Genomic DNA, 14,079 nt, shown 5'->3' with positions numbered 1-14,079 from the left:
GAAAGGAGGTGATCCAGCCGCACCTTCCGGTACGGCTACCTTGTTACGACTTAGTCCTAATCGCCGGTCCCACCTTCGACGGCTCCCTCCACAAGGGTTGGGCCACCGGCTTCGGGTGTTACCGACTTTCATGACTTGACGGGCGGTGTGTACAAGGCCCGGGAACGTATTCACCGCAGCGTTGCTGATCTGCGATTACTAGCGACTCCGACTTCATGGGGTCGAGTTGCAGACCCCAATCCGAACTGAGACTGGCTTTTTGAGATTCGCTTAACCTTGCGGTCTCGCAGCTCTTTGTACCAGCCATTGTAGCATGCGTGAAGCCCTGGACATAAGGGGCATGATGACTTGACGTCATCCCCACCTTCCTCCGAGTTGACCCCGGCAGTCTCCTATGAGTCCCCGGCATTATCCGCTGGCAACATAGGACGAGGGTTGCGCTCGTTGCGGGACTTAACCCAACATCTCACGACACGAGCTGACGACAGCCATGCACCACCTGTATACCGACCTTGCGGGGGCTACATCTCTGCAGCTTTCCGGTATATGTCAAACCCAGGTAAGGTTCTTCGCGTTGCATCGAATTAATCCGCATGCTCCGCCGCTTGTGCGGGCCCCCGTCAATTCCTTTGAGTTTTAGCCTTGCGGCCGTACTCCCCAGGCGGGGCACTTAATGCGTTAGCTACGGCACGGAACTCGTGGAATGAGTCCCACACCTAGTGCCCACCGTTTACGGCGTGGACTACCAGGGTATCTAAGCCTGTTTGCTCCCCACGCTTTCGCTTCTCAGCGTCAGGAAATGCCCAGAGAACCGCCTTCGCCACTGGTGTTCCACCTGATATCTGCGCATTCCACCGCTCCACCAGGTATTCCATTCTCCCCTGCATTCCTCTAGTCTGCCCGTATCGGAAGCAGGCTCAGGGTTAAGCCCTGAGTTTTCACTCCCGACGCAGCAGACCGCCTACAAGCCCTTTACGCCCAATAATTCCGGACAACGCTCGGACCCTACGTATCACCGCGGCTGCTGGCACGTAGTTGGCCGGTCCTTCTTCTGCACCTACCGTCACTTTCGCTTCGTCGGTACTGAAAGCGGTTTACAACCCGAAGGCCGTCATCCCGCACGCGGCGTTGCTGCATCAGACTTTCGTCCATTGTGCAATATTCCCCACTGCTGCCTCCCGTAGGAGTCTGGGCCGTATCTCAGTCCCAGTGTGGCCGGTCGCCCTCTCAGGCCGGCTACCCGTAGAAGCCTTGGTGAGCCGTTACCTCACCAACTAGCTGATAGGCCGCGAGCCCATCCCTGACCGCCGGAGCTTTGCACTCTCGTGGATGTCCACAAGAGTGATCATTCGGTATTAGACCCGATTTCTCGGGCTTATTCCGATGTCAAGGGTAGGTTGCTCACGTGTTACTCACCCGTTCGCCACTCGTGTACCCCCGAAGGGGCCTTACCGTTCGACTTGCATGTGTTAAGCACGCCGCCAGCGTTCGTCCTGAGCCAGGATCAAACTCTCCGTTGAAATCTATCGGTTGCGGCTTTATTAGGCCGGTTCCGTTCAACTCAAATTCGATCGCTGACAAGACCCATTGCTGGGTTCATCAATCAATCAAAGGAATTCCGAACTCATGATATTGTCGAAGCATGAGCATCGTTAGAGGCCCAGTCTTCTTCAATGTCAAGAGCACGGGGTTGTTGTGCATATTTGGCATTGACTTTTAGCACGCTGTTGAGTTCTCAAGCTTCGGGTGCACACCGCTCGGTCACTTTCGTTTCCGTTTGGGGCAACTCGACTTACTTTAGTGAGGTTCGGTTTCCGGTGTCAAATCCGTGTTTCCGAGATTCACTGTGGTGTGTTTGGCTTCCTCAGGTCACTTTCGTTTCGCTGAGGCAAACCCGACTAACCTTAGTGATTCTCAGTTTGCGGTGTCAAATCCGCTTTCTGAGCTCCACTTCGGTGTCTTGTGTTGCCTCGATCTTCTTTGAGGCAACCCGACCAACCTTAGTGATTCTCGGTTTCGGGTGTCAAATCCGGTCCCGATTCCCCACTATTGATTTGTCTTCGCCCACGTTGCTGCTCCGGACTCCTTGCTGCTCTGATCGAGCGCGCAACGATCCCGGTTGGATCATCGTGGGTTGGTGTGCCTCCTGCTGGAGGCTTGGGCTACTTTACTCGTCCGACTCTTGCGAGTCAAGCGTGTCTGGCATCCCGCTCCTCCGAGGGTTCCTGACCCGGTCTTCGCGATGGACCCGCTCAAGGGCGCACATCAACCGGATCTTCATCTCGGTGGAGTTCGGCCGGTGGCTCGCTTCGGTTTCCCTCTGCGTTCCGCCCCCCCGGCTCGACAGGTAGAACATTACGAGGCTCGTCCGGACAGGGTCAAATCGAGCGGCCGTGGCAGTCCTCACAGCGTGACACGCCCACGTGGAGTGGCCGCGGATCAGCGTCGGATGGTAACGGCGCCGACCGTCTTCCGACCCCGGCGCGTGATCACGAAGCGACCGTGCAGCAGAGCGGTGTCGGCCACCCGGGCGTCCGGATCGGTCACCTTCTCGTTGTTCAGGTAGGCGCCGCCCTCGGCGATCGTGCGCCGGGCCGCCGACTTGCTGGCCACCACCCCACTGGCCTCCAACACCGCGACCACCGACGGCAGCCCTCCGTCGGAGGTCGTCACCTCGGCACCACCGACCTCGGCCACCACGCCGGCCAGGGTGTCCTCGTCCAGGTCCGCCAGATCCGCCCGGCCGAACAGCGCCGCGGCGGCAGCCTCGGCGCCCTCCCGGGCCGACCGGGAATGGACGAAGTCGGTGACGTCGTCGGCCAGCGCGCGTTGGGCCCGGCGTTCGTGCGGCCGCTCCTCGGTGGCCCGCTCCAGCTCCGCGATCTCCTCGGCCGAGCGGGCCGAGAACACCTTCAGGTATTCGATCACCTTGGCGTCCTCGGCGTTGAGGAAGAACTGGTGGAATGCGTACGGGCTGGTCATCTGCGGATCGAGCCAGACCGTGCCGGACTCGGTCTTACCGAACTTGGTCCCGTCCGCCTTGGTCAGCAGCGGTGTCGCCAGCGCATGCACCCGTTCCCCCGCCGACCGCCGGACCAGCTCGACGCCGGCGGTGATGTTGCCCCACTGATCGGAGCCGCCGAACTGCAGCGTGCAGCCGTGCCGGCGGTACAACTCGAGGTAGTCGAAGGACTGCAGCAGGACGTAGGAGAACTCCGTGTACGAGATCCCCGCCTCCAGCCGGTTCCGCACCACATCCCGGGCCAGCATCCGGTTCACCGGGAAGTGCTTGCCGATGTCGCGGAGGAAGTCCAGCACCGGCACCGTCCCGGTCCAGTCCAGGTTGTTGACCACCGTGGCCGCGGCCGGCCCGGTGAAGTCGACGTACTTCGACACCTGGTCACGGATCCGGCCCACCCAGCCGGCGACGACCTCCTTCGAGTTCAGCGTCCGCTCGCCGGAGTCCTTGGGGTCGCCGATCAGGCCGGTCGAACCGCCGACCAGGATCAGCGGCCGATGCCCAGCCCGTTGCAGATGGCCGGCGACGATCAGCTGCACCAGGTTGCCGAAGTGCAGGCTAGGCGCCGTCGGGTCGAAGCCCACGTAGAAGGTGATGGGCCCGGCCGCGAGGTGCTCGCGCAGCGCGTCCCGGTCGGTCGATTCGGCCACCAGGCCACGCCAGCTGAGTTCGTCGAGGATGTCGGTCACGCTGGTGAATCTAGCGAACCGGCGAACGACGTCCCGCCCCAGCGCACCACTCGGACTCTCATCCGGGAGCTGGCCGGGATTCGCTCTGCTGCATGGCATTCATCAGGCGGTCGACGGCGCGCATCTTGTTGGTCACGTCCAGAGCCGCCACCTTGTACGCCTCGGACAGGGTCGGATAGTTGAGCACCGTGTCCACCAGGTAGTCGACGGTGCCGCCGCAGCCCATGATCGCCTGGCCGATGTGCACCAGTTCGGTCGCCGAGGTGCCGAAGACGTGGACGCCGAGGATGTGTCGGGTCTCGCTGTGCACGATCAGCTTCAGCATCCCGTACGGATCGCCGACGATCTGGCCGCGGGCCAACTCGCGGTAGCGGGAGATGCCGACCTCGAACGGCACCGCCTCCGCCGTCAGCTCCTCCTCCGTCCGGCCGCAGTAGGAGAGTTCGGGAATGGTGTAGATGCCGATCGGCTGCAACTCGCGCAGCTCGTGCGCCGGCTCGTCGAACGCGTGCGCGGCGGCCAGCCGGCCCTGATCCATCGAGGTCGCGGCCAGCGCCGGGAAGCCGATCACGTCGCCGACGGCATACAGGTGATCGACCTCGGTCCGGTAGTTCTCGTCAACCACCAGCCTGCCACGCGGGTCGGCGGTCAGGCCGGCCTGATCGAGCCGGAGCCGACCGGTGGCGCCCTGTCGGCCGGCCGAATACATCACCACCTCGGCGGCGATCTTCTTGCCCGAGGCGAGCGTGGTGATGGTGCCGCGGCCGGAGCTCTCCACCGACGACACCTCCTCGCCGAACCGGAACGACATCGACTGGTCGCGGAGATGGAACTTGAGCGACTCGATCAGCTCCGGGTCGCAGAACTCGAGCATCCGCGGCCTCTTCTCGACCAGGGTCACCCGGGTGCCCAGGGCGGCGAAGATCGAGGCGTACTCGACGCCGATCACCCCGGCGCCGACGACGACCAGGGAGTCCGGGACCTCTTCCAGGGTGAGGATCTGGTCGGAGTCGAGGATGCGGGCGCCGTCGAACTGGATCTGTGGCGGGCGGGCCGGCGTGGTGCCGGTGGCGATCACGATCTTGGCCGCCGTCACGGTCAGGTGCTGCGCCGTCCCCTCGCCCTCGATCGACAGGGTGTGCGGATCGACGAACGACGCCGTGCCGCCGATCAGCTCGATGTGGTTGCGCAGCAGCTGCGACCGGACGACCTCGGTCTCCCGACCGACGACGTGCTGCAACCGGGCCAGCAGGTCGCCGATGGTGATGTCGCTCTTGACCCGGTAACTGGCGCCGTACAGATCCCGCAGCTGCATCCCGGTCAGGTAGACGACCGCCTCCCGCAACGTCTTGGACGGGATCGTGCCGGTGTTGACGCAGACGCCGCCGACCATCTGCGGCCGGTCGATCACACAGACCCGGCGGCCGAGCTTGGCGGCCATGATGGCGGCCTTCTGGCCCCCTGGCCCGGAGCCGATGACCGCGAGATCGTAGTCGTAGCCGTGATCCATCCACTCAGGGTGTCATGACCTCGTTACGGGCGCTCGAATCCTGTTCGGTCACCGGGTGACGAATCGACTGATCGCGTCGAAGGAGTCGAGCACCTCGGTCAGTTGGCTTCGGACCTGCTCCGTTGCCGTACCGCCGCGGCCGTTCCGGCTGTTCACCGAACCCTCGGCGGTGAGCACCTCCAGCACCTCAGGGGTAAGCCGGGGTGAGATCTCGGTCAGCTGGTCCGGGGTCAGGTCGGACAGCTCGATCCCCTGCTGCTCGCAGAACCGGACGGCGGCGCCGGAGATCTCGTGCGCCTCGGCGAACGGCACCCGCTGCCGGACCAGCCAGTCGGCCACGTCGGTCGCCAGGGAGAAGCCCTTGGGGGCCAGCGCGGCCATCCGCTCGGTGTCGAAGCGCAGCGTGCCGACCAGCCCGGCCATCGCCGGGAGCAAGATCAACAACTGGTCGATCGAGTCGAAGATCGGCTCCTTGTCCTCCTGCAGGTCCCGGTTGTACGCCAGCGGCAATCCCTTGCAGGTGGCCAACAGGCCGGACAGGTTGCCGATCAGCCGGCCGGCCTTGCCTCGGGCCAGTTCCGCGACGTCCGGATTCTTCTTCTGCGGCATGATCGACGAACCGGTGGACCAGGCGTCGTCCAAGATCGCGAAGCCGAACTCGTGGGTGCACCAGATGATCACGTCCTCACTCAGCCGGGACAGATCGACCCCGAGCTGGGCACAGACGTAGGCCGCCTCCGCGGCAAGATCACGCGCCGCGGTGCCGTCGATCGAATTCGGCACCGAGGAGCCGAAGCCGAGGTCGTGGGCCACCGCCTCCGGGTCGAGGCCGAGCGAGGTGCCGGCCAGGGCGGCGGAGCCGTACGGGCTGACGTCGAGCCGCCGGTCCAGGTCCCGGATCCGGTCGGCGTCGCGGAGCAGCGGCCAGGCATGGGCCAACAGATGGTGCGAGAGCAGCACCGGCTGGGCCGACTGCAGATGGGTCCGGCCGGGCATGATCGCGCCGAGGTGGGTCCGGGCCTGATCGTGCAGCGCCTCGACCAGTTGCTGGATCGCCGCCGCGACCTCGCGCATCGCGTCGCGCAGATACAGCCGGAGCAGGGTGGCGATCTGATCGTTGCGGGACCGGCCGGCCCGGAGCCGGCCGCCCAGCTCGGGTCCGGCGAGCTCGATCAGGCCGCGTTCCAGCGCGCCGTGCACGTCCTCGTCGGACGGCGCCGGCAGGAACTCGCCGGCCGCGACCTGTTGGTCGAGTCGATCCAGGGCGTCGGTGAGGCCGGCGTGCTCGTCGTCGGTCAACAGCCCGGCCGCGCGCAGTGCCGCGGCGTGCGCGCGGGACCCGGCGAGGTCGTACCGGGCCAGTCGCCAGTCGAACTGGGTCGACTTGCTCAGCGCGAACATGGCCGCCGCGGCACCGCCGGTGAACCGGCCGCCCCACAGCTGGCCCGAACCGGCGGCGGGTGCCTGGGTGCCGGTCATCAGTCGGTGCCCGCTTCCAGCGCGGCCTCGTCGAGGGCGTCGCCGAGATCGCCTTCGCCGGACCCGTTCGCCGCCGCGATCCGGTCGAACCCGCCGGACGGCAACTCCCCGAAGAGGGTGCCGTGCTCGACCAGCAGCGTCCCCTGCTGCAGCGGCTGCTCGGCGTAGGCCTCCAGCTTGGCCCGCGAGTCGGCGATGTCGAGGTTGCGCATGGTGAGCTGGCCGATCCGGTCGGTGGGCCCGAACGCGGCGTTCTCCACCCGCTCCATCGACAGCCGGTCCGGATGGTAGGAGAAGCCGCTGCCCTGGGTGTCGATGATCGTGTAGTCGTCGCCGCGCCGCAGCCGGAGCGTGACGGTGCCGGTGACCAGGGAGGCGATCCAGCGCTGGATCGACTCGCGGATCATCAGCGCCTGCGGATCGAGCCAGCGGCCCTCGTACAGCAGCCGGCCGAGCTTGCGGCCCTCGGCGTGGTAGTTGGCGACGGTGTCCTCGTTGTGGATCGCGTTGATCAACCGCTCGTAGGCGGCGAACAGCAACGCCATCCCGGGCGCTTCGTAGATGCCGCGTGACTTGGCCTCGATGATCCGGTTCTCGATCTGGTCGGACATGCCCAGGCCGTGCCGGCCGCCGATCTTGTTGGCCGCCATCACCAGGGCGACCTGGTCGGCGAACCGTTCGCCGTTGATCGCCACCGGAAAGCCGGCCTCGAAGGTGATCGTGACGTCCTCGGCCTCGATCGCGACCGACGGATCCCAGAACTTCACCCCCATGATCGGATCGATGGTCTCCAGCGACACGTCGAGGTGCTCCAGCGTCTTCGCCTCGTGGGTCGCACCCCAGATGTTGGCGTCGGTGGAGTACGCCTTCTCGGCCGCGTCCCGGTAGGGCAGCCCGTGCGCGGTGAGCCACTTGCTCATCTCCTCCCGCCCGCCCAGCTCGTGCACGAAGTCGGCGTCGAGCCACGGCTTGTAGATCCGCAGCTCGGGGTTGGCCAGCAGCCCGTAGCGGTAGAACCGCTCGATGTCGTTGCCCTTGAAGGTCGAGCCGTCGCCCCAGATGTTGACGTCGTCGGAATGCATCGTGCGCACCAGCAGCGTGCCGGTCACCGCCCGACCGAGTGGCGTGGTGTTGAAATACGTCCGGCCGCCGGACCGGATGTGGAACGCTCCGCAGGCCAGCGCCGCCAGGCCCTCCTGGACCAGCTGCGGCTTGATGTCGACCACGCGGGCGATCTCGGCGCCGTACTCCTTCGCGCGCGTGGGGACGCCGGAGATGTCCGTCTCGTCGTACTGTCCGAGATCGGCGGTGTAGGTGCACGGGATCCCGCCCTTGTCGCGCATCCAGGCGACCGCCACGGAGGTGTCGAGGCCGCCGGAGAAGGCGATGCCGATGCGCTCGCCCTTGGGGAGGGAGGTCAGGACCTTGCTCACGGGATGGATGCTCCTTCGTCAGAATCTGCTGGGCCGATCGGCTTGCCGGTCCGGGCCATGATCAAGAACTGTTCGGCGATCGCGGCGCCGCCGGTCGGGTCGCGGGTGATCACCACGACGGTGTCGTCGCCCGCGATGGTGCCGAGGATCGCCGGCCAGCCGACGCGGTCGATCGCCGAAGCGAAATACTGCGCCGCTCCCGGCGGGGTGCGCAACACGGCCAGGTTGGCCGACGCCTCCGCCGTGGTCAACACCTCGTTGCAGAGCCGGGCCAGCCGGACCTCGAAGGTGGCGTATTCGCCGGCATGCGGGGTGCGGTCGCCGCCGTCGGACGGGACCGCGTAGATCAGGTGGCCGCCCTCGCCGCGGATCCGCAGCGCGCCGACCTCGACCAGGTCCTTGGACAGCGTGCCCTGGGTGACGCTGACGTTGTCATTGGCCAGCAGCTCGGCCAGCTCGGTCTGGGAGCGGACCTGGTGTTGGCCCAGCAGCTCGATGATCTTGGCCTGCCGGGCCGCCTTGCTCGGTGGGGCGGAGATCATGATCCGGCCCGGTGCCGGTCGGGATCGAGCAGGAAGGCCAGCAGGGCCTTCTGAGCGTGCCGCCGGTTCTCCGCCTGATCCCAGACCACCGACTGCGGCCCGTCGATCACGTCGGCGTCGATCTCCTTGCCCCGGTAGGCCGGCAGGCAATGCAGCACGATCGCGTCCGGGGCGGCCTTGCCGAGCAGGTCGGCGGTCACCCGGTACGGGCTGAAGATCGCCGACCGGTCGTGGCCGTCGTTCTCCTGCCCCATCGAGACCCAGGTGTCGGTGGCGATCACGTCGGCCCCGGCCACCGCGGCCGCCGGGTCGTCGGTGATGATCACCTCGCCGCCGGTGCCGGCCGCGATGCCTTGGGCCCGCTCGATGATGTCGGGCCGGGGCTGGAAGCCCTCCGGGGCGGCGATCGTGATCTTGAGCCCGGCGGTCGCGCCGCCGAGGGCGTAGGAGTGGGCCATGTTGTTGGCGCCGTCGCCCAGGTAGGCCAGCGATCGGCCGGCCAGGGTCCCCCGGTGCTCCATGATCGTCTGCAGGTCGGCCAGGATCTGACACGGGTGGTAGTCGTCGGTGAGCGCGTTGATCACCGGGACGCCGGCGTATTCGGCCATCGCGGCCAGATCGTCCTGGGCGAAGGTGCGCCAGACGATCGCCGCGCACTGCCGGCCCAGCACCCGGGCCACGTCGGCGACCGACTCCCGGGTGCCGATCCCGGCCAGCCGGCCGTCCACGATCATGGAATGGCCGCCGAGCTCGGCGATGCCCGCGCTGAACGAGGACTGGGTGCGCAGGGTCGGCTTGTCGAACAGCACCGCGACGCTCCGCGGGCCGGCCAGCGGACGCTCGGCGTACGGCTCGGACTTCAGCCGGGCGGCCAACTCGAGCACCGTGGCCTGATCGGCCGGACTCAGGTCGTCGTCGGCCAGGAAGTGCCGGATCGCGGGGCTGGTGGCGTTCATGCCGGCACCTCTGCGGCGGCGTCGAGGATGCCGGGCAGGGCGTGGACGAAGCTGTCGAGCTGCTCGCCGGTGATGATCAACGGCGGGGCGATCCGGATCACGTCCGGCCGCGGCGCGTTGATCACGAACCCGGCATCGAGGGCAAGATCGACGGCGGCCGCGGCGATCGGCTTGTTCAGCACGATCGCCTGCAGCAGGCCGCGGCCGCGCACGCCGGCGATGTGCCAGTTGCCGACCAGGTGGATCATCGAGGCGAGTCGCTCACCCATCGCGGTGGCGTTGGCCAGCAGCCCGTCCCGCTCGATCACCGCCATCACGGCGAGACCGGCGATCGCGGCGACCGGATTGCCGCCGAACGTCGTGCCGTGGCTGCCCGGGCCGAGCAGCGTCGCGGCCCGGCCGGTGGCCAGGCAGGCGCCGATCGGGAAGCCGTTGCCGAGCCCCTTGGCCAGCGTCACGATGTCGGCCCGGACCCCCTGGTCGGTGTGCACCAGCCACGAACCGGTCCGGCCCATCCCGGTCTGGATCTCGTCGATCCAGAGCAGGGCGCCGGCGGCGTCGCACAGCTCCCGGGCCTTGGCCAGGTAGCCCGGCGGCGGCACCACCACGCCGTTCTCGCCCTGGATCGGCTCCAGCACCACGGCGGCCACGGTCTCGTCCAGCACCTCGGCCAGGGCAGCGGCGTCGCCGTACGGGACGAAGGTGACGTCCCCCGGCAGCGGCTCGAACGGCTCCCGATATTTCGGGCTGTGGGTCAGAGCCAGCGAGCCGAGGGACCGGCCGTGGAACGCGCCCTCGGTGGAGATGATCTTGGTCCGGCCGGTCTGCCGGGTGATCTTGAACGCGGCCTCGTTGGCCTCCGTGCCGGAGTTGGCGAAGAAGACCCGGGCGTCGACGTCGGCGCCGCCGACCAGCGCGGTCAGCCGTTCGGCGAGCGCGACCTGGGCCGGGGTGGCGAAGAAGTTGGACACGTGGCCGAGCGTCGACAGCTGGCTGGTGATCGCCGCCAGCACGGTCGGGTGCGCGTGGCCCAGTGCATTGACCGCGAGCCCGCCCAGCAGGTCGAGGTGCCGCCGGCCCTCCGCGTCCCAGACGTAGCAGCCCTCGCCGCGGACGAAGACCCGCTTCGGGGTGCCGAACGTCGGCATGATCGCCGAGCCGTAACCGGCCAGGACGTCGGCGCTGGTCCGGCCGTTGCCCTGCAGCCTGGTCAGATCCTGACCCACCTCGAGCTCGTTGCTCATGCCGTGGTCCCCTTGGTGATCATGAATTCGCCCTTGTGCAGTTCGTGGTCCGGGATCGGCTCACCGGCCGGGAAGACCCGGCTGCCGAGGCGGACCAGACCGTCCTGGATGATCATGGTGCCGAGGCCCTCGTTGGTGAAGATCTCCAGCAGCAGCGAGTGCGGCACCCGGCCGTCGGTGACCGTGGCCCGGGTCAACCCGCCCTCGACCGCGCGCAGGCAGGCCTCCATCTTCGGCACCATGCCCGACTCCAGCGACGGCATCAGCTGCCGCAACTGCGAGGCGGAGATGTTGGTGACGACCTCGGTGCTGTTCGGCCAGTCGGCGTAGAGGCCCTCGACATCGGTGAGCACAACCAGCCGGTCGGCCTTGAGCGCAACGGCCAGCGCCGCGGCGGCCGTGTCGGCGTTGACGTTGTGCACGACCCCGTTCACGTCGGGCGCGATGCTGGCGACGACCGGGATCCGGCCGGCGCCGATCAGGCCCTCGATCGCCTCGGTGTGCACGGCGGTGACGTCCCCGACCAGGCCGAGATCGATCTCCTCGCCGTCGACCGTGAGGCTCTTACGCTCGGCGGTGAACAGGCCGCCGTCCTCGCCGGACATGCCGACCGCGAGGGTGCTCTGCTGGTTGATCAAGCCGACCAGGTCCCGGCCGACCTGCCCGACCAGCACCATCCGGACGACCTCCATCACCTCCGGACTGGTCACCCGGAGACCGTTCTTGAATTCGCTGGCGATCCCCAGCCGCTTCAGCATGCCGGAGATCTGCGGACCGCCGCCGTGCACGACGACCGGATGCACGCCGCACCGCTTCATGAACACGATGTCGGAGGCGAACGCCCGCTTCAGGTCCTCGTCGATCATGGCGTTGCCGCCGTATTTGATCACGACGGTCTTGCCGGCGTAGGTCTCCAACCAGGGCAGAGCCTCGGTCAGGATCGACGCCTTCTCGATCAAGGTCAGCCGGTGCTCATCCGGAGTGGCCGTCATGAGGAGTACTCCGCGTTCTCTTTCACGTAGTCGTACGTGAGGTCGTTGGTCAGGATGGTGGCGGTCTCGGTGCCGGCGTGCAGGTCGATGTCGACCCGGACCTTGCGGGCGGACAGATCGACCAGCTCACGCGGCTCGCCGATGCCGCCGGCCCGGCAGACCTGGATCTGGTTGAACGCGACGTCGAGCTGGTCCGGCTCGAAGGTGGCGGTGGTGGTGCCGATCGCGGCCAGCACCCGGCCCCAGTTGGGATCGTTGCCGAAGATCGCGCACTTGAACAGGTTGCTCCGGGCCACCGTACGGCCGACGTCGACCGCCTCGGCCTCGGTCGCGGCGCCGGCCACGACGATCTCGATCTCGTGAGCCGCACCCTCGGCATCGGCGATCAGCTGCTGGGCCAGGTCGGCGCAGACCGCGGTCAGCGCGGCGCCGAACTCGGTCGGGTCCGGAGTCGTGCCGGAGGCGCCGTTGGCCATGACGATCACCGTGTCGTTGGTCGACATGCAGCCGTCGCTGTCCGCCCGGTCGAAGGTAATCCGGCAGGCGTCGGCGAGCTGATCATGGAGCTGGGCCGGCGGTACGACGGCATCGGTGGTGATCACCACCAGCATCGTGGCCAGCCCGGGCGCCAACATCCCGGCGCCCTTGGCCATCCCGCCGATGCTCCACCCGCTCCCCCGGTGCTCGGCCTGCTTGGACACCGTGTCGGTGGTCATGATCGCCTCGGCCGCCGCCCGGCCCCCCTCGGCCGAGGCCTGCTCGACCAGGCTCGGCAGCGTCTCGATGATCTTGTCCAGCTCGAGCCGGACGCCGATCAGGCCTGTGGAGCAGACGGCGACGTCGATCGCGCCGACCCCGAGCGCCGAGGCGGTGTGCTCCGCCGTCCGGTGGGTGTCGCCGAAGCCTTCCGGACCGGTGCAGGCGTTGGCGCCGCCGGAGTTCAGGATCACCGCCCGGAGCTTGCCGTCGGCGAGCACCTGTTGCGACCAGACCACCGGAGCGGCCTTCACCCGGTTGCTGGTGAAGACGCCGGCGGCCGCGTACTCGGGGCCGTTGTTGATCACCAGCGCCAGGTCGGGCTTGCCGGAGACCTTGAGCCCGGCCGCGGCCCCGGCCGCGACGAATCCCTTGGGCGTGGTCACGCTCATTACGGTGCAACTCCTACGGTGCTGAGGCCGGTGGTCTCGGCCAGGCCGAGAGCGAGGTTCATCGACTGGATCGCGCCACCGGCGGTGCCCTTGGTCAGGTTGTCGATGGCCGCGACCGCAACCAGCCGGCCGGCGGCTTGATCGACGGTGACCTGCACGTGGGCCGCGTTGCTGCCGAGCACGGCCTGGGTCTGCGGCCACTGCCCCTCCGGCAGCAGGTGGACGAACGGTTCGTCGGCGTACGTCTCGGCGTAGGCGGCATGGGCCCGAGCCGAGTTGATCTTGGGATCGGCCAGCGGCGCGGTGCAGGTGGCCAGGATGCCCCGGGACATCGGCACCAGCACCGGGGTGAAGGAGACGGTCGGATCCTCGGCTCCGCAGGCCGTGAAGTTCTGCAGCAACTCGGGGGTGTGCCGGTGCCCGCCGCCGACCCCGTACGCGCTGGCCGAGCCGATCAACTCCGAGCCGAGCAGGTGCGGCTTCAGCGACCGGCCCGCGCCGGACGGCCCACTGGCCGCGACGATCACCACGTCCCGGGCGGTGATCAACTGGTGGGTGATCGCCGGCAGCAGCGCCAGTGTGCCCGTCGTCGGATAGCAGCCGGGCACGGCGATCCGCTGCGCCCTGGCGAGCTTGCCCCGCTGACCGGGCAGCTCCGGCAACCCGTACGGCCAGCTCCCCGCATGCGCGCTGCCGTAGAACTGCTGCCAGTCCGCCGGGTCGGTGAGCCGGAAGTCGGCGCCGCAGTCGATCACCACGGTGTCCGCGCCGAGCTGCGCAGCGATCGCCGCCGATGTGCCGTGCGGCAACGCCAGGAAGACCACGTCATGCCCGGCCAACGTCTCGGCATCGGTCGCCCCGACCACCCGATCGGCGAGCGGCACCAGATGCGGCTGATGATCCCCCAGCCGCGACCCAGCACTCCCCCCAGCCGTCACCGCCCCGATCTCAACGTCCGGATGCCCGAGCAGCAACCGAAGCAACTCCCCGCCCGCGTACCCGGTAGCCCCAGCCACCGCCACTCTCACCATAGGCATAACTATGCCAAACAACGAATAGCAATGCCA

Annotated in this window: 10 protein-coding genes and 1 rRNA gene; all 11 read right to left on the bottom strand. The window is 67.6% G+C overall.

Annotated features, from left to right (window positions below; translation table 11 throughout):
• Window position 1: 1 nt before the first annotated feature.
• A 16S ribosomal RNA gene (locus FNH24_RS24265) occupies window positions 2-1,520 on the bottom strand.
• A gap of 919 nt (window positions 1,521-2,439) precedes the next feature.
• Window positions 2,440-3,708, bottom strand: a complete 1,269-nt coding sequence (gene tyrS / locus FNH24_RS24260) for a tyrosine--tRNA ligase (RefSeq protein ID WP_152364806.1) — start codon at window positions 3,706-3,708, stop codon at window positions 2,440-2,442.
• A 58-nt stretch (window positions 3,709-3,766) separates the two neighbouring features.
• On the bottom strand, window positions 3,767-5,218 hold the full coding sequence (gene sthA / locus FNH24_RS24255; RefSeq protein WP_152364805.1) for a Si-specific NAD(P)(+) transhydrogenase: 1,452 nt from the start codon (window positions 5,216-5,218) through the stop codon (window positions 3,767-3,769).
• 48 nt (window positions 5,219-5,266) lie between these two features.
• On the bottom strand, window positions 5,267-6,697 hold the full coding sequence (argH, locus tag FNH24_RS24250) for an argininosuccinate lyase (protein WP_152364804.1): 1,431 nt from the start codon (window positions 6,695-6,697) through the stop codon (window positions 5,267-5,269).
• Window positions 6,697-8,130 carry an argininosuccinate synthase gene (gene argG / locus FNH24_RS24245; RefSeq protein WP_152364803.1) on the bottom strand — a complete coding sequence of 478 codons (1,434 nt, stop codon included), beginning with the start codon at window positions 8,128-8,130 and terminating at the stop codon, window positions 6,697-6,699. Before argG ends, argH begins: the two co-directional genes overlap by 1 nt.
• Window positions 8,127-8,672 (bottom strand): arginine repressor, encoded by a 546-nt coding sequence (locus FNH24_RS24240; RefSeq protein WP_152364802.1) that lies wholly within the window; start codon window positions 8,670-8,672, stop codon window positions 8,127-8,129. Before FNH24_RS24240 ends, argG begins: the two co-directional genes overlap by 4 nt.
• Window positions 8,669-9,628, bottom strand: a complete 960-nt coding sequence (gene argF, locus FNH24_RS24235) for an ornithine carbamoyltransferase (RefSeq protein WP_152364801.1) — start codon at window positions 9,626-9,628, stop codon at window positions 8,669-8,671. The genes FNH24_RS24240 and argF overlap by 4 nt, the downstream gene beginning before the upstream one ends.
• Window positions 9,625-10,872 (bottom strand): acetylornithine transaminase, encoded by a 1,248-nt coding sequence (locus tag FNH24_RS24230; RefSeq protein ID WP_152364800.1) that lies wholly within the window; start codon window positions 10,870-10,872, stop codon window positions 9,625-9,627. The genes argF and FNH24_RS24230 overlap by 4 nt, the downstream gene beginning before the upstream one ends.
• Complete coding sequence (gene argB / locus FNH24_RS24225) at window positions 10,869-11,864, bottom strand: acetylglutamate kinase (protein ID WP_152364799.1); 996 nt, start codon at window positions 11,862-11,864, stop codon at window positions 10,869-10,871. Before argB ends, FNH24_RS24230 begins: the two co-directional genes overlap by 4 nt.
• Window positions 11,861-13,012 carry a bifunctional glutamate N-acetyltransferase/amino-acid acetyltransferase ArgJ gene (gene argJ / locus FNH24_RS24220; RefSeq protein ID WP_152364798.1) on the bottom strand — a complete coding sequence of 384 codons (1,152 nt, stop codon included), beginning with the start codon at window positions 13,010-13,012 and terminating at the stop codon, window positions 11,861-11,863. The genes argB and argJ overlap by 4 nt, the downstream gene beginning before the upstream one ends.
• Window positions 13,012-14,049: an N-acetyl-gamma-glutamyl-phosphate reductase gene (argC, locus tag FNH24_RS24215; protein WP_152364797.1), complete on the bottom strand. Its 1,038-nt coding sequence runs from the start codon at window positions 14,047-14,049 to the stop codon at window positions 13,012-13,014. Before argC ends, argJ begins: the two co-directional genes overlap by 1 nt.
• Window positions 14,050-14,079 lie beyond the last annotated feature (30 nt).

It is taken from the genome of Microlunatus speluncae, from assembly GCF_009299835.1.
Lineage (GTDB): Bacteria > Actinomycetota > Actinomycetes > Propionibacteriales > Propionibacteriaceae > Microlunatus > Microlunatus speluncae.
This window is presented reverse-complemented; position numbering and strand designations above follow the sequence as displayed.